This window comes from Algoriphagus marinus, from assembly GCF_001936475.1.
Classification (GTDB): Bacteria; Bacteroidota; Bacteroidia; order Cytophagales; family Cyclobacteriaceae; genus Algoriphagus; species Algoriphagus marinus.
This window is the reverse complement of the sequence record NZ_MSPQ01000008.1, coordinates 21,993-46,820: the sequence shown is the minus strand read 5'-3', so window position 1 is coordinate 46,820 and position 24,828 is coordinate 21,993. Positions and strand designations below refer to the sequence as shown.

Sequence of the window (24,828 nt, the reverse complement as noted above, 5' to 3'; positions counted from 1 at the left end):
GGAAATCGAAAAAAGAATACTTGGAAAAAAAGGTCTTGAAGTATCTTCAATAGGTTTGGGCTGCATGGGCATGAGCTTTGGTTACGGACCTGCCAAAGACAAGAAGGAGATGATCCAATTGATCCGGGAAGCGGTGGGCTTAGGTGTTACTTTTTTTGATACTGCGGAGGTTTATGGCCCTTTCACTAATGAAGAACTAGTAGGAGAGGCCCTCGAGCCCTTCAAAGGTAAAGTGACTATCGCAACCAAGTTCGGCTTTGATATTGACAGAAAGCAAATGAAGCACGTAGGAATCGATTCCCGACCTTTAACCATCAAAAGGACCGTGGATGAATCTCTTAAGCGACTAAGAGTCGAATCCATTGACTTATTGTATCAGCATCGGGTAGATCCAAATGTCCCCATTGAAGAAGTGGCAGGAACGGTTGCTGATTTGATTAGTGCAGGTAAAGTGAAGCATTTTGGCTTGTCTGAAGCTGGAGCTGCCACGATCAGAAAAGCAAATGAAGTTTGCGCTGTCACAGCTTTGCAAAGCGAATATTCGCTTTGGACCCGAAAGCATGAAAAGGAAATAATCCCCACTATTGAGGAATTAGGTATAGGTTTGGTGGCTTATAGTCCTTTGGGTAAGGGGTTTTTGACTGGAAAAATTGATCCAAGTACTCAGTTTCAGGAGGGTGATATCCGAAATATACTTCCGAGATATACCAAGGAAGCAAGAGAAGCGAATAGAGCCTTATTGGATGTGATCGAAAGATTTGCAAAGGAAAAAGAAGTTACTCAAGCTCAGATTGCGCTAGCTTGGGTCCTGGCTCAAAAACCATGGATAGTTCCTATTCCCGGAACCACCAAATTACACCGATTGAAAGAAAATCTAGGAGCAAATCAAGTTCAGCTCTTCTCCTCAGAACTTAAAGAAATTGATAGCCTTTCCAGTAAGATTCAAATCCTAGGTGATCGATATCCTGAAGCAATGGAAAAATCCACTGGATTGTAGAACCTGATTCAAGCCTTAAAAACTTACAAGTTAAGGTTTATGCAATCCAAAACTGATTAAAGTGCGATTTTCATTATTAGAGGAAAAACTCTTACAACTCTTTTGATGAGCAAAAGGAATGCGTTTTTTTTAGGATAATTTGTAAGAATAAACAGAGGAGAATTAAAGCCGAATAAAAAATGAAACGAATTGGGTAAAATAATCCTTAGACTAAAATAAGTAACTGGAAATCACAAGCAACGAAATTAGTTACAACCCAAATCCCCAAAAATGAAAATCGCCTTAATCATAATCGGAGTAATTATTTTGATATTTATCGTGATCCAACTTTTTGCGATGAGAAGTCAAGAGAATATTGAAACTTATCCATACAAGGTCAACAAGAAATATGAAGACTTTGAGATTCGTAGCTATGAAGCAAGCTTATTCACTTCCGTCAAACTCTCAGGAAATAAATATAAAGAATCATCCAGCAAAGGATTTTCTATTTTGGCAGGATATATTTTTGGTGGAAATAAAAGCAATGAGAAGATAGCTATGACATCTCCAGTGGCTATGTCTTTGGAAGACTCGATGACCATGATGTTTATGGTTCCAAAGAAATTCAACAAAGAAACACTTCCTCAGCCGAACCAATCTCAGATCGAGTTTCGAGAAGAACCCGCAAAAACTGTCGCTGCTCTCACTTTTGGCGGTTGGGCTACTGATGAAAAAATAGAACAGAATAAACAAAAACTAATTGCGGCTCTTGTGGCTGAAGGAATTGAGTACACCAATCGATTTTACTTTTTGGGATATAATCCTCCATTTGAAGTGATAAATCGGAAAAATGAAATTATTGTGGAGTTGGATAGTGGAGAAGCTGAAAAGCTATCCCCCTAAGCTTTTTCCAACGAAGTCTAGGCTATAACAATTGGGAAATTTGTCATCTAACCTAGTTTCAAAATTATTTCGATAATTTGAGTGGTATTAAAAATCACCCCTGAAAAAACTGATTCTATGAATCGAAGCATTTGTCAAAATCCCGAGGAATTAGGAAAATTAGCCGGAAATGAAGGTGCCAACTTAATCCGGGAAGCAATCCAAAAACAAGGTTATGCCAATATCATCCTAGCCACAGGCACCAGCCAATTTGAGACCTTAAAGCAATTGCTTGCTGAAAAAGATATTGACTGGTCCAAGGTGACCGTATTCCATTTGGATGAATATTTAGGTCTGCCGATTACCCATCCGGCAAGTTTTAGAAAGTATTTGATGGAGCGATTTTTCAATCATTTACCGCAATTGAAGGCCTATCATTTAATCAACGGGGAAGTGAATCCAGAGGAAGAATGTAATCGTTTGGGTGAATTGATTAGTAAGCATCCAATTGATGTGGCTTTTGTGGGAATTGGGGAAAACGGGCATCTTGCTTTCAATGATCCTCCAGCTGATTTTGAAACAGAAAAACCCTATATCCTGGTGGATCTCGACCATGCATGCCGAATGCAGCAGTTGGGAGAGGGTTGGTTTCCCAGCTTAGAAGTTGTTCCTCAACAGGCAATCAGCATGTCTATTCGGCAAATCATGAAATCAAAAGCTATTATTTGTTCCGTACCGGATACCCGAAAAGCCTTGGCAATCAAAAACTGTGTAGAAGGTCCAATTACTCCTGATCATCCTGCTTCGATACTTCAAAGTCACCCCAATTATCAATTGTTTTTAGACCAAGGTTCCTCGTCACAACTTTCAGGTCATTGATCGGAAAAGTCTTGTTTTGCTGAAAAAAAATTTTGTATTTATACCAATTCTCAGGTATTCATTTCGAGAATTCCATTGTTTGTTTCAGCCCAAAAGAACTATGTCTTCAAAATCAGTGGCCGTAAAAGCGGAGTCATTAAGTCAAAGAGATACTTGGATTTCCATAGCCATAATCGGGATGATGTTTTTCATTTTTGGCTTTGTCTCATGGGTAAATGCAATCCTAATTCCCTACTTTAAAATTGCCTTTACGCTTAGCAATTTCGACTCCTATCTGGTGGCATTTGCGTTCTACATTTCCTATTTGGTGATGTCAGTACCTTCTTCCTATTTACTCAAAGCGGTAGGTTTTAAAAGAGGAATGATGTATGGTTTTTTCGTGATGGCGATTGGGGCATTTATTTTTGTGCCAGCGGCGATGGCTAGAACCTACGAACTCTTTTTATTGGGCTTATTCACCTTAGGAACAGGCTTGGCGGTATTACAAACTGCCGCTAATCCTTATGTGACTGTACTTGGTCCCAAAGAAAGAGCTGCCCAGCGGATCAGTATTATGGGTATTTTCAATAAAGGAGCTGGTATTTTGGCACCTATCCTTTTTGCAGCGGTAGTATTACGAGTAGGGGATAATGAGCTCTTTCAGCAACTGGATCAAATGTCTGCAGCAGCTAGAGATGCTGCTTTGGATGAACTGATTCAACGGGTGATTTTACCTTATTCCATTGTAGGAACCGTATTAATTGGTCTTGGTCTTTTTATCCGGTTTTCTCCTTTGCCTGAAATCGATACGGAGCATGAATCCGAAGAGGTAGCTGTAGCCAATTCAGGAAAAACTTCCATTTTCCAATTCCCGCATCTGATTTTAGGCGCTTTCGCTATTTTCCTTCATGTCGGTACCCAAGTGATTGCCATCGACACCGTGATTCCTTACGCAAATTCCTTTGGCATCAGCCTGATGGATGCTAAAGTCTTCCCCTCATTTACTTTAGCTTTTACGATCTTGGGTTACTTGATTGGAATTTCATTGATTCCCAAATTCATCTCTCAAGTCAATATTTTAAGAATCTGCACCCTCTTGGGTACGATTCTCACCTTGATGATTGTCTTTTCAGAAGGTCCAATCCAGTTTTGGGGAATGACCGTGGATATCTCCATTTTGTTTGTGGTCTTGCTTGGTTTGGCCAACTCACTGGTTTGGGCGGGAATCTGGCCATTGGCTTTGGATGGTTTAGGGAGGTTTACGAAGCTAGGAGCTTCCATCATGATTATGGGGCTTTGTGGAAATGCCATCTTGCCATTGGTTTATGGATATTTTGCCGATTTGTATTCGGTCCGATTAGCCTATTGGGTTCTATTTCCATGCTATCTCTACTTGGTTTATTATGCGGTTGCTGGGCACAAGGTTAGAAAATGGGCATTTGCGAAATGATACTTCAAGGCAAACATTACCGCAGCGGATTACCAATTCAGATTTCTTGTTCTGAAGGGATCATTGATAGCATCTCCGAAACTCAAACTTCCTTGGAAAAGGATCTGATTATCGGTCCCGGGTTTACAGATATTCAAATCAATGGCTATGGAGGAATCGATTACAATGAAATCCAATCTGATCCGATAAAACTGGCCGAAATCTCCAGACTTTTATACCAGGAAGGAGTCACCACTCATTTCCCAACCCTCATTACCAATGATCCAGCGCAGATCAGTCGCTTGATTCTTCAGATAGTTTACCTTCGGAAAAGTGATGAATTGTCCAGAATGAGCATTGAAGGCTTGCATATTGAAGGTCCCTTTATTTCACCAATCGATGGACCAAGAGGGGCACACCCAAAGGAATTTGTAAGTGCTCCGGATTGGAGCTTGGTTCAAAAATGGCAGCTTGAATCCAAAGGCCTGATCAAAATGATTACCCTTTCTCCGGAATGGGAAAATGCCAATTCCTTTATTGAAAAGTGCGTGGAACATGGGATTCTGGTTTCCATTGGTCATACCAATGCCACGCATCAGCAAATCTTGGATGCGGTAAGCGCCGGGGCTAGGCTATCGACTCATCTTGGAAACGGCATGCACCCAATTATCGCCAGACATCCAAATTACCTCTGGTCACAACTCGCTCAGGATGAACTGGGAGCTTCGATTATTGCGGATGGTTTTCACCTACCGGCAGAAGTAATCGAGGTTTTTCAAAAAGTAAAAAAGGATAAACTGATCCTGGTAAGCGATTCAGTTTCTTTGGCAGGAATGGCAGCCGGAGATTATGATCTTCATATAGGCGGTGAAGTAAGCCTAACCCCGGAGGGAAAATTACATTTGAAATCCAACCCTTCGATCCTTGCCGGCTCTGCTTCCAATATCCGAAGAGGAGTTTCTTTTATGATAAAGAATAAACTTTCTTCCCTTTCTGAAGCCTGGGAAATGGCTTCTGTTCGCCCACAAAAGCTTTTGAATCCCGGTCATATTCTATTTGAAGAAGGTGCCATAGCGGATTTGATTCTTTGCCAAATGGATGAAAATGGAGAACTTAAAGTGGTAAAAACAATCAAACATGGGCAAGAAGTATTTTCCGCCTGAACCTATCTGAATCATTAACTCAAAACCAAACAACTATGCCAAAAGACGTCAATCGAAGGAATTTCATCAAAACCGTAGCCACTGGAAGTTTAGGATTAGGGGTGATGAGTTCTGCTCATTCTTTCAATATTTTATCCCAATATCCGGTTCAGGATAAGGTTCGTGTGGCAATTATGGGAGTCAATGGTCGTGGTTCACAACATATACAGGCTTTTGCGAAAGTACCGAATGCGGAGATTTCATACATCTGCGATGTAGATTCAAGAGCAGTAACAAATGGATTGTCACTCGCGGAAAAATCTGGAGTGAGCAAACTGCCACAGGGTATTTCTGATTTTCGGAGGGCTTTGGATCATAAAAATGTAGATGCCATTTCCATTGCTTTACCTGATCATTGGCATACTCCAATGGCTTTGATGGCTTTGAAAGCAGGAAAACATGTCTATATCGAAAAGCCGGGGAGTCATAATCCTGCTGAGGGAGAATTGCTTTCCAAGGCTACGTCAACCTATGGAAAAGTAGTGCAAATGGGTAATCAGCGGAGAAGCTGGCCAAGAGTTCAGGAAGCAATCGCCGAACTTCACGGCGGGGTAATCGGCAATGCTTATTATGCCCGAGCTTGGTACACCAATACCCGCCAGTCCATTGGTTTTGGGAAAGAAGTTCCTGTTCCGGAATGGCTGGACTTTGAACTTTGGCAGGGACCAGCTCCAAGAGCAGCCTTCAAAGACAATCTGATTCATTACAATTGGCATTGGTTCTGGAACTGGGGCACTGGCGAAATCGTCAACAATGGGGTACATTTCCTTGATCTAGCACGATGGGGACTGAATGTGGATTATGCCAAAAAAGCCTATTCAAGCGGGGGGAGATATCATTTCAAGGATGACTGGCAGACTCCTGATACCCAGACTTCATCTTTTGATTTTGAAGGAAAAAGTATCCTCTGGGAGGGTAGAAGCTGCAACAAAAGGGGAATCAACGACATGGGTTCCGGAGTGTCTTTCCATGGTGAAAATGGAACGCTTGAATTGCTGGACAACTCCTACAAGATCTATGACAATGCCAATAAGCTTGTGAAAAGCGCCGAACCCACCAGTAACACGGTAGTAGATCAGCGCGGTGCAGGCTTTGACATGGATATTGCTCATTTCACAAATTTTACAAACGCGATTACGAAAGGAGAGCAGTTGATTTCACCTTATCAAGAAATCGTAAAAAGCGTCATGCTCTGCCATTTGGGGAATATTTCTTATCGGACGGGCCGAGCTTTGGAACTGGATAATTCCAATGGAAGAATTAAAAATGACAAAGAGGCAATGAAGCTGTGGAGTAGGGAATACGAAAAAGGTTGGGAACCAAAAATGTAAAGATCCTTATGAATAGTCCAGCCAATTTGACTTCTAAGAGACTAGTATCAATCGATGCCTTGAGAGGTTTTGATATGTTGATGATCTGTGGTGCAGATGCGTTTTTTCGAAGTTTTGAAGGAAAGACTTCCTGGGCTTGGTTGGATGCATTAGCACTTCAATTTGAGCATCCCGAGTGGATCGGCTTTACATTTTATGACTTTATTTTCCCACTATTTATTTTTATTTCCGGAGTTTCTATTCCTTTTTCGTTAGGTAAAGCAATAGAGACAAAGGTTCCTGAAAAAGAGATCTATCGAAAAGCATTTATCAGAATGCTTAGGCTGATTGGTTTTGGTTTACTGGTAAAAAATGTTCCTTTTCCATTTTTTGATTGGGAACAGATCCGTCTGGGATCAGTGCTAGGAAGAATCGGGATTGCCGGATTTTTTGCTTCTGTTCTTTTCATCAATTTTGACTCAAAAAAGCGGCTCATTATTGGAGGAGCTATTTTGTTGGTCTATTATGCTGCTATTTTCCTGATTCCAGTTCCTGGCTTCGGAGCCGGAAATCTCAGTTTTGAAGGGAATTTGGCAGGCTGGTTTGACAGAACTTTCCTTCCAGGAAGGTTACTTCAGGGACAATTTGATGAACTGGGTATTCTGACCACCTTTCCGGCAATATGTCTTGTGATTATGGGCGTTTTCGCAGGAGAAATCCTGAAAAATGTAAATCTTCCAGAAAAGCAAAAACTCAAGCAGCTTCTGCTAACTGGTTTGATCTGCATTGCCATTGCGCTGGTATGGGGACTTCACTTTCCGATTTTCAAGCGCTTGTGGACTAGTTCTTTTATTCTGCTTACAGGTGGGATGTCCTTACTTTTCCTGGGTATGTTTTATTGGATTATTGATATCCTCAAATTTCAAAAATGGTCCTTCTTTCTGGTTGTGGTAGGGATGAACAGTCTGACAATCTACCTGATTTATCGTTTTGTCAATTTCAGATATACTTCAAAGATGTTATTTGAAGGCCTATACAGTCCTTTGGATGAAAAATGGTTTCCAGTAATGGAAAGTCTTGGTGCATTGCTTTTGGTTTGGTTGTTCCTGTATTTCCTTTATCGGAAGAAGATTTTCTTCAAAGTTTAGGAAGTAGGAAGTGGGAAGTTGGAAGTTGGAAGTTGGTATAAAAAAGTTTAAGTATAGTAGTTCAAAAAATTTTATTTCAAAGTTTTATGAAATCGAGCATGACTCAAGCGTCAAACAACGGGATAATTATCTACCATGCGAGATTCCAAATGGCCTTTAAAAGTCAAATTATAATCATATGAAAAATAGCCGAAGATCTTTTATCAAAAAATCCAGTGCTTTGGGAGCAGCAGTAAGTCTGAGTGCTTTACCATTTTCAGTCTTAGCAAATTCAAAAGTAGACCCTATCAAAATCGGAATTATTGGTTTGGATACTTCTCATTCACCGGCATTTACCAAACTTTTTAATGCAGAAAATCCTAGACCTGAATTAGCTGGATTTAGGGTAGTTGCTGCTTATCCTTATGGAAGCCGGGATATAGAGTCCAGTTTTAACCGGATCCCTGATTACATAAAGCAGGTCAAAGAATGGGGAGTGGAAATCATGGATTCGATCGAGGAGCTCCTCAAGAGAGTTGATGTGGTACTGATAGAAACCAATGATGGAAAACCCAGACTGGAACAAGCCAGAAAAGTAATTCAGGCTCGAAAACCCTTTTTTATTGATAAGCCGGTTGCATCAAGTTTTGAGGATACAAAAAAGATCTATCAGGAAGCCGCAGCGAAACAAGTTCCGATCTTTTCTGCTTCATCCCTGAGATATTTGAGCAATGCCCAAGCGGTAAGACATGACGGGAAAATTGGAAAAGTACTCGGCTGCGATGCGTTTAGCCCTGCAACTTTAGAAGCCGGTCACACGGATTTGTTTTGGTATGGCATTCACGGAGTGGAGATCCTTTTTACGGTGATGGGGCCAGGATGCGAGTCAGTAAGCCGGGTATCTACACCCGATACTGATCTGGTTGTTGGAAAATGGAAAGATGGAAGAATCGGGACTTTTCGAGGAACGAGAACTGGAAAACACGAATACGGAGGAACTGCTTTCGGTTCGGAAGGAAATCTGGTTCTTGGAAACTACGAAGGCTACGAACCTTTGGCTGTAAAAATTGCTGAGTTCTTTAAATCCGGTAATTCTCCTGTGGATCCTGCTGAAACTTTAGAGATTTATGCCTTTATGGAAGCCGCCGACGAAAGCAAACGAAGGGGAGGAGAAAGCGTAGAAGTTGGGTATTTGCTTGGGAAATAATGCTGATTAGTGATTAGGAGCATATTTATACAAAAAAGCCCAAGTTGCTAGCTTGGGCTCTATAAATGTTAAGTTTTTCTATTCAGGATTAATCAGGCAATTAATTTGAATTACTTCCAATATTCCCTTGTGCTACGACTACTCCAAGTTCAGCCATCGAAAGGTGCACATTGATATAGCCGTTGAAAGCTAATAATTCATCAAATGTAATGGCCGTCATATCATCTAAAGTAACAATGTTGGTCATGCTCATTCCTGAAGTTCCATTAACTGGGTTAAAAGTGAATTTGATACCTCCACCCATGGCCGCGGTATTTTCGTGAATATGAGCTGGATGAGTACTACCCGCAATGGTATTTTGAACTTGCAAAATAGCCAATGTAGTACCATTTGCTCTTTCTCGGAAAGTAGCAGTACCATTGATTCCGGGAACGTCCTTTTCACCCAAAACATAGGTCTTAGATTCGCCTGTCAACTCATTTTGTCCAATATCTCCTTGAGCTACAATAGTGCCTAGTTCACTCATGGAAAGATGCACATTGATATAGCCATTGATATCCAAGATATCATCATAACCAATCATGGAATCATCGTCCAGCATTGTAACATTGGTTTGACTCATTCCAGAAGCTCCATTTACCGGGTTAAACGTAAATACAATCCCACCACCCTGAAGCGCAGTATTTGAATGAATATGCGCAGGATGCATTCCATCTGCTGGAGTATTCATCAGCTCAAGCACTGCCAAAGATTCACCGTTTACACGCTTTTTAAATGTTGCTGTTCCGCTAATTCCATCCACGTCTTTTTCGCCTAATTCATAGCTTTTTTCCTCTCCAGTCAACTCATTTTGTCCTATATCGCCTTGTGCAACTATGGTTCCTAGCTCTTCTGCTGAAAGATGAATATTTATATATCCATCAAAATCCAACAATTCATCATAAGTAATTGAGGAATCATCATCCAAGGCTGAAATATTTGTGACACTCATTCCTGTAGAACCATTTACAGGGCTGAAAGAAACCGCAATAGCACCGCCTTCAGCAGCAGTATTAAAGTGAATATGACCAGGATGCATTCCACCATCAGGTGTTCCATTCAACATGATTTTAACTAATGTTTCATCGTTTACACGCTGACTAAAAGTTGCAGTACCGCTGATGCCTGGTACATCTTTAGTTCCCAGGGAATAAGTTTTGGACTCACCGGTCAGCGCATTTTCTCCTATATCTCCTTGGGCAACCAATGTTGCTAAATCAGATGAGGAAAGGTGTACATTAATGTATCCGTCAAAATTAATTAATTGGGAATAGGAGATAGGAGAACCGTCATCCAAGGCATTAACTGTTACGCTGCTCATTCCTGTTCCACCCATAACTGTTCCCAGGGTTAATGCGATATCGCCACCTTCGGCAGCGGTATTAAAATGGATATGAGCTGGATGCATTCCAACTGCCGGAGTTCCGGAAAGCATTAAATTAATGGTTGTGCTATTATCATCATTTTCAATAAACTCAGCTGTTCCGGAAATACCTGGATTTGACACAGCTGCAAGATTAAATGTGGTACTGGACCCAGTCGGCATTGGCAAAGGGATCGGATCCATTTCATCATCACAACTGATGAAAATTAAGGAGAATAAAAGTAAAAATCCTCCAAAGAGATGTTTTGAATAATTCATTTTCATTGGTAGTTAAAATTTAAATTGATTAAAAGCTTCCTAATAAGTTGGTTGCTTTCCTACCTACGAAGTGAACTTTAATGTTGGATTTAGGGGAAGATCATTTTTTTTAAACAGTAGAATTCCTTGGATTGAAAAAATCAAAAAACCAGATCGAGTAAGATCTAAAAGAAAGCTCTTTTTTGAAATCTTAAACACGAATCGCCTTTGAGATATTTTCATACTCAAAGGTTTTTATTTTAAATTTTTGGGTACCAAAAACAGTGTCTATGATTCTGAAACCGCATCTAATCTTATAAATTGAGGTTCCTCAGTCTGTAAAACTGATCAACAAAAAAACTTCCTTTCGATACCTCTTTTGAAATAACTATGTTGCTTATTTTGAAAGCTTAAGCTGTTTTTTTTTCCTCAAAAAGGTGAAAGTTCTTCAAATTATAAGTGGCAACTTTTTATTAAATTAAAGATCAAAAACAAAAAGTCCATGTCACATCTAATTCTTTTAACTCTCGAAAGTGCTCGCCACGGATCCATTGCAGGTTCAGTAATGCAAGCGGGATTTGAAAACCTGATTGAAGTGTTTTCTACAGACCATGAAGTATCAACAGATTTGAATCCAACGGGCAGACGTGCCAGAGGGAGAAACAAACATGGGGCCTTTGCGGTAACTAAGGGGATTGATAAAGCGACTGTGCTATTATATGATAGTTGGGATAGAAATGATCGGATATCAGTCTTTCGGTTGGAATGCTATAATACCAATCTGGAAGGTGTTTTATCCCTCTATTATTCTGTGGAATTAGAAGATGCTAGAATCAGCTCCATACAGCAGCAACTCGCAAATCCTGCACTTTCTCCAGTACCCGAGTTAGAAGTTGTCTCCTTTATCTATAGCAAGATAACCTGGCGTTTTGCCGATGGAAATTTAGAAGCCTCCAGCGATACTAATATTGGGGCTTAGGCAGGGGCAGTGGGCAGTGAGCAGGAGGCAGTGAACAGTAGGCAGTGGGCAGAATGTATAATTCTAAAAACTTTAAACTTTAAACTTCCAACTGTAAACTATCGTCAAGCCGAAACCCCAACCGCAGCAAGTGGATCATTAGCCATAATCGCCAGCGAGGTAACCAGATATAGCACTACGCCATCGGAATCGGTAAAGTACTCTGCTTTCATATTTCCAAAGTAATCACGGATTTCACCTAGTTTTTGACCCTTTTTCACCGTATCCTCCAACTGAACAGACGGATACCAGCAGCCTTCTACGCTCGCGGTAGTCACCAGCATTTTTTCAAGAAATTCCACTTCATACTGTTTCACTTCCCCTGGAATGACTTCAAATGAACGGAGTACATTCAGTACTGCTTCTTTGTATTGATCAACCTCCTCTGGACTCCATCGCCCACATTGCCCTAATTCAGCCAAAAATCCCGGAGTGCCTGACTTTGCTGCAGCTCCAATAGAGCCATTTTCTGAAACAGAACCTACCACATAAGGAAATCCCAGCAGGGCAGAGGCAAGGCGAGATTGCTCCGCTTGTGCTGCACCTCCCAGCGTAGAATAAATCACAAAAGGAACCAAGCCCTCATGAATATCGCCTCCATGAAGATCCAAGTAAAAATCAGCTGCCTGCTGAAACTGATGCACCGCATATGCAATTCGCTCGCTGACTGTTCCGGTGGCTTTCCCAGGGAAAACTCGATTGAGATTTTTCCCATCAAAAGGTCCATAATATTGCATCCGGGCAAGGAAAGCTGCTGGATTGACCGGATGAATAATCAGTATCGTGCCGCTAACCTGAGCAGGATCAATCTCATTGGCCAACTGAATCGCCGTCTCAATACATGGATACTCTCCACCATGCACTCCTGCGGTGATTAACATGGATTTACCCGGATTTGCCCCATGGATAAAAGTAAAAGGCATTTCAACCGGAGTTCCCGGTATAGAAATAAAACCTCTTGTTTTAGAGTTGAGCTTAACTTCGCTGCTTTCTGGAAAGTGATTTTGGAGTAGGTGGATCATGGCGATTTTTGGTTTGGGAAGGAATTTAGGGAATATTCAGAAAAACAGTTTTCCTTCATTGAATTAAATAGCTTAATTATGTTTGAAGAATTCTTGGAAATTTATGAATAGGGCCCTAAAAAGTCATTTTTGTCAAATAATACTTTTATAGAAAGCAACTTTTAATAAGCTTGAGTTTAAATAAAAAAAGATCGTAAGCAACTAGAAATGTTGAAATTGGGATTCTTTGTTGTTATCAAATAAAGACAAGATTTTTCAATCAACAGATAGAATTATCCCTCCTATATAGCCCATTTTCGGGATATTTTTCCTATCTTACGAATATGCCGAACATTTATTCATTCATTCCAAAAGTTTCAATCGAAAGTTCTTTTCACCTCGAAACTTAATGTATAATCAGGTATAATTAATAGCATAATTATCATTTTAGAAATTAATGATATTCTTAAAATAAGTTAGTTGATCCCTGATAATTTCAAATTATCTTTTTTTAGAAGCTATTATTATCGACTTCACCCACCTTATTCAATCCAAACCACTGAAGTAAATAGGTTGCCTACTTTTTAGGCCAAGCGCTATTGTCTCAGATCGATTTAGAAGTATCCAAACAATAAAAAACTGTACATGATTAAGAGTAATTCTAATGCCTTATTAGAAAGGCGAAAAAATGTGGTTGCAAATGGAGTTGGCGTATTTAATACTGCCACAGTTAGGGAAGCCAAAGGCGCAATTATTATAGATGAAGATGGCAAAGAACTCTTGGATTTTGCAGGAGGAATTGGAGTAGTAAATGCAGGACACTGCCCTGAGCCGGTTGTCAAAGCTATTCAAGAGCAAGCTGCAAAGTATATCCATACCAGCTTCAACGTAGTCACTTACGAACCTTACATAAAATTATGTGAAGAGCTTTGTGAAATTCTTCCGCACGGAGCGAAGACAAAAGCCATGTTGATTAGTACAGGAGCTGAGGCTGTTGAAAATGCAATCAAAATAGCGCGTCAAGCCACAAAGCGAGAAGCAGTGCTATGTTTTACAGATGCATATCATGGAAGAACTATGATGGCAATGACACTTACCAGCAAGGTAGATTATAAGCTTGAATGTGGCCCATTTGCACCCGAAGTTTACCGAATCCCCTTTCCTAATTTTTACCATAATTCTGAAGGTAAATCAATGGAAGAGTTTGTGGCCCTTCATCTTAAAAATCTTCAGGAGTCAACGAAAAACCTTATTGATCCCAAAAATTTGGCAGCTGTCATTGTCGAGCCAGTGCAAGGAGAAGGTGGTTTTAATCCAATTCCTCAAAAATACTTTGAGGGTCTGCGTCAGTTTTGTGACCGATATGGGATCATTCTTATCGCGGATGAGATTCAAAGTGGATTTGGCAGAACCGGTCATTGGGCAAGCTGGCAACATTACAATGTGCAGCCAGACTTGAGTACGTATGCCAAGTCGATGGGCTCGGGATTGCCGATTGCTGCAGTAGTGGGAAAAGCAGAAGTAATGGACGCAGCTGCTCCTGGAACAATAGGTGGAACCTATATCGGAAGTCCTATCGCCTGTGCCGCTTCATTGGCTACAATACAATACATGAAGGATATCAACCTAAATGAGCGAGGAAAAGTAGTAGGTCAGATCGTCATGGATCGATTTGAAAAAATCAAAAATAAATACCCGGAAGTGGGAGATGTCAGAGGGTTGGGCGCTATGAATGCAATTGAATTTGTCAAAAATGGCGATCCTCAGCAACCTGATGGGGAGCTATGTGCAGCGATTGTAAAAGGTTGTGCTGAAAATGGACTGATCATTATCTCTGCAGGTACTTATAAAAACATCATCCGAGTTTTATCCCCACTAGTCATTACTGATGAAGAATTAAACAAGGGATTAGATATCCTGGAAAATCAAATTAGAATTAATACTAAAAAATAAAAATGAAACCATTCGCAATAGCAGGAATACAAATGAAAGTATCCGCAATTCATTCCAATGTGGAAATGATGAAGCTGAAACTGGATATTACTATGAACCTTTACCCTTGGGTTGAGATGGTGGTATTTAGCGAATTATGTGCTTTTGGACCATTGCTTCACACCGCGCAGGAAGTACCAAACTCTTTTGAGCTTGAAATGCAGGAGATGGCAAAAAAATATGGAATCTGGCTCTTACCGGGATCTATATTTGAGAAAAAGGATGGGAAAATTTTCAACACCGCCTCAGTCATCAACCCAAATGGAGAAATAGTCAATCGGTATAGTAAAATGTTTCCTTTTTACCCCTATGAAGTAGGAGTGACCGCTGGAAATGAATTTTGCGTCTTTGACGTGCCGGATGTTGGCCGTTTTGGAGTATCTATTTGTTATGATATGTGGTTCCCTGAAACGATCAGAACACTCGCTGTAATGGGCGCAGAAGTGATTCTTCACCCAACTCTGACAGGGACAATTGATCGTGACATCGAACTCTCAATCGCACGAGCAATGGCCAGTGTCAATCAATGCTTCCTATTTGATGTCAATGGATTGGATACCGGTGGCAGTGGCCGCTCCATTGTTTGCGGACCAGATGGGCGAGTACTTTATGAAGCCGGAAGTACCGAAGAGATCATTCCGATAGAACTGGACATCGATCGGGTAAAACGAAGTAGGGAGCTAGGAATTCTCCGCCTAGGTCAGCCTTTGAAAAGTTTCAGAGATAATATTAAAGATTTTTCCATCTATCAGGCAGGTACGCCTTTACCTTATTTGGACTCACTTGGGCCATTGATCAAGCCCAAAAAATTGGACGAGCTCGCGAAGCTGCGTCAAAAAGAAAGTGAATATAATCAAGAGGCAACTCCAATGGGGTTCAAAGGCCTTTAATTTATTAGCATGATTTTCTGTATTCCCAGCCATTCCTTAAGAGAAATTGGCTGGGATTTCAGATCATCTTCTTTAAAACATCACTTGTAAAATCAATTCTTCAACTTTAACAAAAACTAATGGGATTACCCTCCACAGGAAAAAAAAGAGAAAAAATCCGTCACTATGTAAGCTGGTTTGAAATACCTGCTTTGAATTTATACAGGGCAGTTGCTTTCTACAATTACATCTACTCAATCGAAATGGAAACTATGGAAACCAATGGTTATTCCATGGCATTATTCCCCGCTGAGAATGGTATTGGGGGAGCTATTGTAGTAGGTGAAGGAAGTACTCCCAGTGAAACCGGCACCTTAGTATATCTAAATGCCGGTAAAGATCTTGCACCCGTTTTAGGAAGAGTGGAAGCCGCAGGCGGCCGTGTCATTTTAGGTAAAACCTTGATTAGTGAAGATGATGGGTACTTTGCCCTATTTATTGATACTGAAGGTAACAAACTAGCTCTCCACTCCATTAAATGAAAATCACTAAAAAAGCAATAAGCGCTCCCTATTATAGTATTGGTCAGCTTCGACTTGACCGATGGAATGAATTAAAGATCGAAAGCGAAGAACTTATCGAAGCTAAACCTGGATCTGCTGCCGAATCCAAGCATAAAACCAGTATTGGTCAATTGCTAAGTGATTTAGCGGTGGTAGAAAAATATTTTGCAATACCTGGTAAAGCAGTAATCGAAAAACTTATTAAATCATTTGATAAGAGAGATTATGGCTTCATGGGTCAAGTAATCACCAACACAACCAAAAAGGTTGTTGATGATGTGTATAGCGGTAATCCTAATGTTTCTTCTGCAGAGGATGACGAAGATATCGAAAATGAGTTGATTACAAGTATTCGTCAAAGTGGACAAAAGAATTACTTCGAAGTTCTTTTTCTGGATAATTTGAGCCCAATTGATGAGGCAAATTTGCATGAAAAAATCAGAGATCTTCATGATCCAAACGATAAGTTTACTTATAACATTGTCGTGCAGCATTCCTTCCAGGATGCTTTAATCGCCCTTTTCTTCAATCCAAATATTCAGGCAGTTGTCATTCGATACGCACCCCCATACCTCTCTTCGAATATTACCCCTTTGATCAAACCTTATATTCAGAATGTTCTTAATTTAAAATTGGAGGACCTTTCTGAGGCCGAGTTAGGGCCAAGGCTAGGGCAATTGATCAAACAATTTAGACCTGAATTAGACACCTATTATGTCACTGACACAGCACTTGGTCAGTTGCAAGACAAGACATTAGCTACTTTCCGGAGAATATTCTATCGAAAAGAAGATCTTCAGGAACTTCATTTAGGAATAATCAGAGGAATAAACGAACGATACAGGACTCCTTTCTTCACCGCTTTGAAAGAGTATAGTCAAAAACCAACAGGGGTTTTCCATGCTATGCCTATCTCTAGAGGTAACTCAGTATTTAAATCGAAATGGATCAAAGATTTTGGGGAATTCTACGGGAGAAATATGTTCTTGGCAGAAACCTCATCTACCATTGGGGGAATGGACTCATTATTACAGCCTACGGGTCCATTGAAGAAAGCTCAGGAAATGGCCTCAGAGGCTTATGGTTCTCAGCGAACATTTTTTGTAACTAATGGAACGTCAACTGCTAATAAGATTGTACTTCAAGCTTTGGTAGCACCTGGAGACTTGGTTTTAATTGATAGAGATTGCCATAAATCGCATCACTATGGATTAGTACTTTCAGGAGCATATCCGGTATATCTAGATTCTTATCCAATTGAAAAATATTCCATTTATGGAGCAGTTCCTTTAGAACAAATTCTTAAGAAACTTAAAATTTTGAAAGCCGCAGGGCGATTGGACAAAGTCAAAATGCTATTACTGACCAATTGCACCTTTGATGGAATGGTGTACAATGTACAACGCGTAATGGAAAGTGTGCTGGCAATCAAACCAGACATGGTATTCCTTTGGGATGAGGCCTGGTTTGCTTTTGCAGGATTTACCTACACCTATAAGCAGCGTACAGGAATGTTCAGTGCCAAAAAGCTATATGAAAAATACCAAACTGAGGCTTACCGAAAAGAATATCTAAACCACCTTGCGAGCCTTAAAGAAGGGGAAGATCCTTTATTACCTGATCCCGATTTGGTAAAAATAAGAGTCTACGCCACTCAAAGTACACACAAGACAATGAGTAGTTTCCGCCAAGGTTCCATGATTCATATATGGGATGAAGAGTTTAGAAAAAGAGCTGAAAACACCTTCCTGGAAGCGTATATGACGCATACTTCCACTTCTCCCAATTATCAGATGTTGGCATCACTTGATGTCGGAAGAAGGCAAGCCCAGTTTGAAGGCTATGAAATGGTGGAGCGCAGCATCGAGTTGGCAATGGTTTTTAGGGCCAAAGTCATTGGAAATCCAAAGCTCAGTAAATACTTCAATGTGTTGACGGTGAAGGATTTTATCCCAGATCAATACCGAAATACAGGATTAAGCGAATATTACGATTCCACAAAAGGATGGAATCGTATGGAGGATGCTTGGGAAAAAGACGAATTCATGTTGGATCCCACTAAAATCACCTTGTTTATAGGGCGTACCGGAATCGATGGAGATACTTTCAAAAACAAGTATCTGATGGACAAGTACAACATCCAAATCAATAAGACTTCGAGAAATACGGTTCTATTTATGACCAATATTGGAACCACAAGAGGAAGTGTGGCCTACCTGACGAAAGTGCTTTTGGATATTGCAGAGCAATTGGATCAGCATTTCGAATCCCTTAATCAAAGAGAAAGAGAAATTGCGGATATCCAGATTGAATCGCTCACTAAACATGTGCCGCCATTACCTGATTTCAGCCGATTTCATTCTTCATTCCTTGCGGTACCTGGAGTTCCAGGAGGGAATTTAAGAGCAGCATATTTCCTTGCTTACGACGAGGATAATTGTGAATACATCTCTATGGTAGATTGCAAAAAAGCAATTGAAGAAGGAAAAGAGTTTGTGGCTTCTTCATTTATAATTCCCTATCCTCCAGGATTCCCAGTTTTGGTCCCAGGTCAAGTGATCAGTGAAGAGATTCTTCGCTTTATGTTGGCTTTGGATGTTTCTGAAATTCACGGATATAGAGCGGACTTAGGATTAAGAGTATTCAAAGACTCAGTTCTGAATCGACAGAAAACAGCAACCGCAATGGGAGCAATGAGCATTTCTAAAAAAAGATAATTAAAAAAGTATAGACCAATAATAAAATTATGACTACTAAAACGATCGAAAAAGCAAAGCCTACCAACCCAATTTTGAAAGGCATATCCGATATCCGACGATTTTTCTATAAGAATGAAACTCCAATCTATTTTATCAGTGCTACAAATTTTAATCTTTTGGGAGCAGATGAGTGGATAAAGGGCTTCAAGTTTATAAGTAATATAGAGTGCTTTGATGGATTACATCCGAATGTTTTTGCACCACAAACTGAGATACCACATGACGAGTTTGAGAGTATTGAAGACATTAACAATTACCTTCTTCAGCACCCTGAAGTTCAGGCATTTATTCATCAGCGTAAAGTAAAGGGCAAAGCAGGAAAAGCGATGTTTTTAATGTTTGATGAGAAAACTGAAAAACTTGCTAAAAAGCTTGGTCTTGAAGTGATTTTCCCAAGCGCAAAGATGCGGAATGACATGGATAATAAGGTCAATACCAATCGGATCGCAGAAAAAGCAGGTGTTCCTTGTGTGCCCTACGTGCTTTCTCCAGTAAAAAATTATGCGCACTTGGAAGAAGTGTCTAAAAAGGCTCTGGGAACTGATCTTGTGATTCAAACACCTTTTGGTGACTCCGGACATACAACTTTCTTTATTTCAAATGAAAAAGAATATCTGAAGCATGCTCCAGAAATTGAAAAAGAAGAAGAGGTGAAAATTATGAAGCGGATTAACTGCCGAGGATCTGCTATAGAAGCCTGCGTAACTAGTAACGGAACGATAGTCGCTCCATTAATGACTGAGCTCGTTGGTTTTAAAGAGCTCACTCCTTACAAAGGAGGCTGGTGTGGTAATGAGATTTACCCGAATGCCTTTACACCAGCTATCCGTCAAAAAGCTCGAAAGTACACCCAGCTTTTTGGAGATCAACTGAAGAAAGAAGGCTATAAGGGATACTTTGAATTGGATTTCTTGATCGATCAGGACAATGGTAAGATCTATCTGGGAGAACTTAACCCAAGAGTAACTGGAGCAAGTTCGATCACCAATCACGCCGTATTCGCCTTGGCTGATGCCCCACTTTACCTATTTCATATTTTAGAATGGATGGATCAGAAATACGAATTGAATGTGAAAACTATCAATGATCGCTGGGGTCGACAGGAAAATATTGATAACTGGAGTCAAATGGTCATCAAGCATACCGAAGACACCGTGGAATACATTCATTCCGCTCCTAAATCAGGAATCTGGCATATGTTTGACAATGGTCATATCCAATTTGACCGAATGGATACTCACCGAAGAGCTGTAGAATCCGAGCAAGAAGCCTTTTTCTTGCGAATCAGTAAAGAAGGCGATTACTTATATGAAGGTGCGGATATGGGGATTTTGGTTTCCAGAGGTCGCATGATGACCGATAATTTCCAGCTAACCGAGCGAGCAAAAACTTGGATCAAAGCCGTCAAAGGTCAGTATTCTTCAGAATTGGTGGAAGATAAGAGAGAGCCAATTCATCTTACAGGAAGTTTGACCAAATAATACAAAAGCTCTTTTTTCCCCAGCACTAGGTTTCCTTAGCGCTGGGGAATTTTAATTTAAGAATAGGATTAAATGCCTTACCTTAAAAGAGCTTATTAAAATCCCTAATCTTAGAAGCCTCGGCTATCTGAATTCGGGTAAAGGTCAAAGAATAACTTTCTGGACTTGATTTTAGCTAATCGGAAAAATTAAAATTTAGAATCAATTCGTTTTTGAATTGCTGGGAACTATGCAGCGCCTTTTCACTTCCATCAATGAGTCGATCGCAGACTTCAAATGGCAAAAATTATTTCATGAACGTTGGCCAGCTTATAAGGCCTGGTTGGATGCGAGTGTATCTGAATTTAATTCAAACCAATCCATTTCGGCCTTGAAAATTTACATGCCGGAGCTTTTACCGACTTATTATCACCTCTGTGATTTAGTCCGGGCAGATGAAGTCGCAGCCTGCTTTCTGACTGGTTTTCAGCCGCCAACTTATTCCAGTGCTTGTTCTCAAGCGGTCTCTACCATAGAAACCATCCAATTGGTACGGAACTACGACTACCATGCCGAAAGATTTGAAGGCGTATTATTGAAAACTGCTTGGAACGGAAAATCCGTTATCGCCAGCAGTGACTGCCTGATGGGCGTGCTGGACGGGATGAATGAAGATGGTTTGGCACTTTCTCTGACCTATGGTGGCAGAAAGACCGTGGGTTTTGGATTCGGAGTTCCTTTTATACTCCGATACATTTTGGAGTTTTGTAGCACGGTAGCAGAAGGAGTCAGCGTCCTTCAAAATGTACCCTCACACATGTCTTATAATGTGACCTTGGTAGATAAGAGTGGCCAGGTAAAAACCGTTCAGATTGCTCCGGATCGGAATTCTGTAGTGACTGATGCCAATTTCACCACCAACCACCAAGGCCCGATCAACTGGGCAAAAAAGAAGAACCTAAACCGAACTGCCACCAGAGCAATTTACCTGGAAAATATCCTGAAAAGAGGAATGAGTGGCGATTCACTGTGCAATTCTTTCCTCCATCCACCGCTTTATAACCAATATTACGAACAAGGTTTAGGCACTTTATATACCGCTGCTTATTATCCGGAACTCGGAGCAATGCAGCTGCTTTGGCCTGGCGAAATAATGAATCAGTCTTTTGACGATTTCACAGAAGAGGAAAAACTGATCACTTTTCATCAAGCTCTGATTCATCGCCATTAAACAAAATAAAAATCGATTAAAACCAATTTGATTGTCCAAGGAAAACAAGTTTTGATTCCTTTCAACCCAAAAAATTACTGGACAACATAATAATCATAAACACCTAATCAACCATGGATTTTAAAAGTATCAACCCTTATAACGGAGCAGTAGTCGGTCAATATCAAGCTCAATCTGAATCAGAAGTGAACTTAATGCTCCAAAAAGCAGCCGATGCTTTTAGCTCTTGGCGTAAAGTACCTATTGAATCGCGTGCCGCCATGATGGTAAAGGCAGGAACTGTTCTACGGGATAATGTCGAAGAATATGCTCAAATGATCACTTTGGAAATGGGCAAACCCATTTCAGAATCTCGTGCAGAAGTAAATAAATGTGCTTGGGTTTGTGACTATTATGCTGAAAATGCTTCTGCATTTTTGAAAGATGAAGTCATTGCCACGGATGCCCAGAAAAGCATGGTCAAGCATGACCCGATTGGATGTGTCTTGGCGATTATGCCTTGGAATTTCCCTTTTTGGCAGGTATTTCGATTCGCTGCCCCAACTCTGATGGCAGGAAATACAGGAATGCTCAAGCATGCCTCAAACGTTTTTGGCTGCGCAAAGCAAATCGAATCTGTCTTTCTGAAGGCTGGTTTTCCCGAAGGAGTTTTTCAAAATCTTATCGTTCATCATGATCTGACGGAAACTATTGTTTCACATCCGGCGATTAAAGCGGTCACACTCACAGGAAGTGAACGAGCAGGAACAGCCGTAGGGGAAATCGCCGGCAGGCACTTGAAGAAGTCATTACTTGAATTGGGGGGAAACAATGCTTTTATCGTTTGGGAAGATGCGGATATCGATCAAGCCGTGAAAACTGCACTTGCAGCGCGCATGCTGAACTGTGGTCAAAGCTGTATTGCGGCCAAGCGTTTTATACTCTTGGAAGGGATTTATGAGGAATTCGTGAGCAAATTCACCGCAGGGGTAAAAGAACTTAAATCAGGTGATCCCATGGCTGAAGATACTAAAGTAGGAACCTTGGCACGAAAAGATCTGGCAGAAGAACTCCAAAGCCAAGTCCAAAAGTCTATTGCTGCAGGAGCCAAATTACTCTTAGGGGGAAAACAGGAAAACTGCTACCACGAGCCTACCATATTGGGAGAGGTGAAACCCGGAATGCCAGCTTTTGACGAAGAGACATTTGGACCTTTGGCAGCCATGATCCGAGCAAAAGATGAGCAGGATGCCTTCCGACTTTCTGAACTATCAAATTACGGTTTGGGTGTGACAGTATGCACGACCAATATCGAAAAGGCTTTGAGCATGTCGGGGGAAGTGTCAGATGGCGCTTATTTCATCAATGAATTAGTCAAATCTGATCCGAGATTACCTTTTGGGGGGACAAAAAATTCAGGCTACGGCCGTGAACTCTCCAAGGATGGCATGATGGAATTCATCAATCGAAAGACCATCTATATCAAATGAGTTCAAAGTTCAATCGAGTACTAGGCAAATGGGATATTTTCACTCTTTCCTTCGGCGCGATGATCGGCTGGGGTTGGGTGGTGCTCACCTCTGAGTGGATTCTCAAAGCCGGAGTAATGGGCGCAATTCTCGCCTTCTTTATCGGAGGATTTGTGGTGGCTTTGGTAGGCTTGACCTATTCCGAGCTAACTGCAGCAATGCCAAAAGTGGGAGGGGAGCATGTGTTCAGTTACCGGGGACTCGGGTTGGACGCCTCCTTTTTCTGTACTTGGTTTATTATTCTGGGCTACGTTTCCGTCTGTGCTTTTGAAGCGGTGGCCTTGCCCGTGGTCCTGGGAAATATTTTACCCCTTTCCCAAGGGGAAGCACTCTGGAACTTCCAAGGCAATCCCATCTACCTGGATTGGGTTCTGATTGGAATAGTTGGATCGGTTTTGATCGGAGTCATCAACTTCTTTGGAGTCAAATCTGCCGCTTTTATCCAAACTGTTTTTACGCTCTTTATCCTAGTAGCTGGTTTGATGTTGATTTTCGGAAGCCTTTTTTCTCCCAATGAAGCTATTTCATCCGGGGAAATCTGGGGAACGGAGAAGATATCAACTGGCTTGCTGGCAGTCATTGTAATGACGCCTTTTATGTTTGTGGGATTCGATGTGATTCCACAGGCTGCGGAAGAAATCAATCTTCCTTTTAAGCAAATTGGCAAGATCCTGATTCTCTCCGTGCTTTTGGCCATTGGCTGGTACACGGCGATTATTTATAGCGTTGGAACCACCCTTAGCAGCATTGAACTGGAAGCAAGCACACTGGCCCCGGCAGATGCCATGCAGAAAATCTATTCAGGAGTCTGGGCCAAAAACCTGTTGATTTTAGCGGGTCTGGCAGGAATTATTACCAGCTGGAATAGCTTTTTTGTAGGAGCGACCCGGGCGATCTATGCAATGGGATATTCTGGAATGCTACCCAAAGCCTTTGCAGTCCTGCATCCTAAATTCAAATCTCCAATTGTAGCGATCCTATTTGTCACGCTGACCTCAATTCTAGCCACAGTTTTCGGAAAAGAAGCGATGAATTGGTTGGTCAATGCCGGAGGGCTGGGAATAGTGATTTCCTGGACTTTGGTGGCGCTGTCCTTTTACCGATTGCGAAAGAAGGAACCGCTTATGCCTAGACCATTTAAAGTGCCTTTTGGGAAATGGGTTGGGATCATGGCTTTTGTATGCGGATTAGGCTTGTTCTATTTGTATTTACCCGGAAATCCTTCTGCACTGAATGGCATCGAATGGACCATTGTCGCCTGCTGGTTAGTCATCGGATTAATCTTCTATTTCTGGGCTAGCCGGGTTTATACCCGAAAGGGCATGCGGGAAAAGATGGATGATCATCTGGAGAGTTGAGTTTTTTTATTACTCCCGACAAAGTTCCGGAAACATAGATGTTTTTTATTTAAACCACATAGACACATAGAAAACATAGTTTTTCTACCGCAATAGATAACACCGAAGGTGTTTTTATTTTCTTTTTCAATGTTCTTTTGCATCAAGCCAAAAGAACAAAGAAAGGAGAGTAGTATGGCTTTTATTAAAACCACATAGTCACATAGGAAACATAGCTTTTGAAATCAGAAGGCAAAATTGCGAAGTCTGAAAACCTTAAAATTGGAAGATCACTCAAATAGTGACCTAGCCACCTGCGCCGTAGGTGCTAAAGCTCGGTAGCCATGGGCGCCCTCGATAGTTATCGGGGCCATGGTTAAAAGAAACCCCACCATTTAAAACCTCCCGCGCAGGATTTCTATCTGGAAAAGGGTGTATG

The 24,828-nt window shown here is 41.0% G+C and carries 19 protein-coding genes; 17 read left to right on the top strand and 2 right to left on the bottom strand.

The genetic code is table 11. The features are described 5' to 3' along the window. The first annotated feature begins 4 nt into the window (after window positions 1–4). The 8 genes from BVC88_RS13625 to BVC88_RS13590 all read left to right on the top strand — a co-directional run bounded on the left by BVC88_RS13625 (window position 5) and on the right by BVC88_RS13590 (window position 8,991). Entirely contained in the window at window positions 5–997 is a 993-nt protein-coding gene (locus BVC88_RS13625; protein ID WP_075351425.1) for an aldo/keto reductase, read from the top strand. A 270-nt stretch (window positions 998–1,267) separates the two neighbouring features. Next, window positions 1,268–1,879 carry an SOUL family heme-binding protein gene (locus BVC88_RS13620; protein ID WP_075351260.1) on the top strand — a complete coding sequence of 204 codons (612 nt, stop codon included), beginning with the start codon at window positions 1,268–1,270 and terminating at the stop codon, window positions 1,877–1,879. A gap of 117 nt (window positions 1,880–1,996) precedes the next feature. Continuing rightward, entirely contained in the window at window positions 1,997–2,737 is a 741-nt protein-coding gene (locus tag BVC88_RS13615; RefSeq protein ID WP_075351424.1) for a glucosamine-6-phosphate deaminase, read from the top strand. Between the two features lie 100 nt (window positions 2,738–2,837). Beyond that, the gene (locus BVC88_RS13610) at window positions 2,838–4,166 is read left to right on the top strand and encodes a sugar MFS transporter (protein ID WP_075351259.1); all 1,329 of its coding nucleotides are present in this window, start codon (window positions 2,838–2,840) and stop codon (window positions 4,164–4,166) included. After that, window positions 4,163–5,308 carry an N-acetylglucosamine-6-phosphate deacetylase gene (locus BVC88_RS13605; protein ID WP_083639100.1) on the top strand — a complete coding sequence of 382 codons (1,146 nt, stop codon included), beginning with the start codon at window positions 4,163–4,165 and terminating at the stop codon, window positions 5,306–5,308. Before BVC88_RS13610 ends, BVC88_RS13605 begins: the two co-directional genes overlap by 4 nt. Before the next feature lie 35 nt (window positions 5,309–5,343). Beyond that, window positions 5,344–6,678, top strand: a complete 1,335-nt coding sequence (locus BVC88_RS13600) for a Gfo/Idh/MocA family protein (RefSeq protein ID WP_075351257.1) — start codon at window positions 5,344–5,346, stop codon at window positions 6,676–6,678. An 8-nt stretch (window positions 6,679–6,686) separates the two neighbouring features. Beyond that, window positions 6,687–7,805: an acyltransferase family protein gene (locus BVC88_RS13595; protein ID WP_075351256.1), complete on the top strand. Its 1,119-nt coding sequence runs from the start codon at window positions 6,687–6,689 to the stop codon at window positions 7,803–7,805. Between the two features lie 178 nt (window positions 7,806–7,983). Beyond that, the gene (locus BVC88_RS13590) at window positions 7,984–8,991 is read left to right on the top strand and encodes a Gfo/Idh/MocA family protein (protein WP_075351255.1); all 1,008 of its coding nucleotides are present in this window, start codon (window positions 7,984–7,986) and stop codon (window positions 8,989–8,991) included. A 100-nt stretch (window positions 8,992–9,091) separates the two neighbouring features. Here the strand turns inward: BVC88_RS13590 and BVC88_RS13585 are convergent, their stop codons facing one another. Next, on the bottom strand, window positions 9,092–10,672 hold the full coding sequence (locus BVC88_RS13585; protein WP_075351423.1) for a CHRD domain-containing protein: 1,581 nt from the start codon (window positions 10,670–10,672) through the stop codon (window positions 9,092–9,094). A gap of 481 nt (window positions 10,673–11,153) precedes the next feature. Here BVC88_RS13585 and tssD point away from each other — a divergent pair, with 481 nt between their 5' ends. Continuing rightward, a complete protein-coding gene (gene tssD, locus BVC88_RS13580) occupies window positions 11,154–11,630 on the top strand; it encodes a type VI secretion system tube protein TssD (protein WP_075351254.1) in 477 nt (158 codons plus the stop codon). A gap of 104 nt (window positions 11,631–11,734) precedes the next feature. Here the strand turns inward: tssD and BVC88_RS13575 are convergent, their stop codons facing one another. Then, window positions 11,735–12,691, bottom strand: coding sequence for a succinylglutamate desuccinylase/aspartoacylase family protein (locus BVC88_RS13575; protein WP_075351253.1), 957 nt, complete (start codon window positions 12,689–12,691; stop codon window positions 11,735–11,737). Window positions 12,692–13,315: 624 nt separating this feature from the next. Between BVC88_RS13575 and BVC88_RS13570 the strand changes: the two genes are divergently transcribed. From BVC88_RS13570 to BVC88_RS13535, 8 genes are all read left to right on the top strand, one after another. Next, complete coding sequence (locus BVC88_RS13570) at window positions 13,316–14,623, top strand: aspartate aminotransferase family protein (protein WP_075351252.1); 1,308 nt, start codon at window positions 13,316–13,318, stop codon at window positions 14,621–14,623. 2 nt (window positions 14,624–14,625) lie between these two features. Further along, on the top strand, window positions 14,626–15,552 hold the full coding sequence (locus BVC88_RS13565; protein WP_075351251.1) for a carbon-nitrogen hydrolase family protein: 927 nt from the start codon (window positions 14,626–14,628) through the stop codon (window positions 15,550–15,552). Window positions 15,553–15,671: 119 nt separating this feature from the next. Continuing rightward, window positions 15,672–16,073 (top strand): VOC family protein, encoded by a 402-nt coding sequence (locus tag BVC88_RS13560; protein WP_075351250.1) that lies wholly within the window; start codon window positions 15,672–15,674, stop codon window positions 16,071–16,073. After that, window positions 16,070–18,811 carry an aminotransferase class I/II-fold pyridoxal phosphate-dependent enzyme gene (locus tag BVC88_RS13555; protein WP_075351249.1) on the top strand — a complete coding sequence of 914 codons (2,742 nt, stop codon included), beginning with the start codon at window positions 16,070–16,072 and terminating at the stop codon, window positions 18,809–18,811. Before BVC88_RS13560 ends, BVC88_RS13555 begins: the two co-directional genes overlap by 4 nt. A 29-nt stretch (window positions 18,812–18,840) precedes the next feature. Continuing rightward, window positions 18,841–20,334, top strand: a complete 1,494-nt coding sequence (locus BVC88_RS13550) for a biotin carboxylase (RefSeq protein ID WP_083639099.1) — start codon at window positions 18,841–18,843, stop codon at window positions 20,332–20,334. A gap of 229 nt (window positions 20,335–20,563) precedes the next feature. Then, on the top strand, window positions 20,564–21,544 hold the full coding sequence (locus tag BVC88_RS13545; RefSeq protein WP_075351248.1) for a C45 family autoproteolytic acyltransferase/hydolase: 981 nt from the start codon (window positions 20,564–20,566) through the stop codon (window positions 21,542–21,544). Window positions 21,545–21,657: 113 nt separating this feature from the next. Then, window positions 21,658–23,013 carry an NAD-dependent succinate-semialdehyde dehydrogenase gene (locus BVC88_RS13540; RefSeq protein ID WP_075351247.1) on the top strand — a complete coding sequence of 452 codons (1,356 nt, stop codon included), beginning with the start codon at window positions 21,658–21,660 and terminating at the stop codon, window positions 23,011–23,013. Next, the gene (locus tag BVC88_RS13535; RefSeq protein WP_075351246.1) at window positions 23,010–24,410 is read left to right on the top strand and encodes an APC family permease; all 1,401 of its coding nucleotides are present in this window, start codon (window positions 23,010–23,012) and stop codon (window positions 24,408–24,410) included. The genes BVC88_RS13540 and BVC88_RS13535 overlap by 4 nt, the downstream gene beginning before the upstream one ends. Window positions 24,411–24,828: the final 418 nt, after the last annotated feature.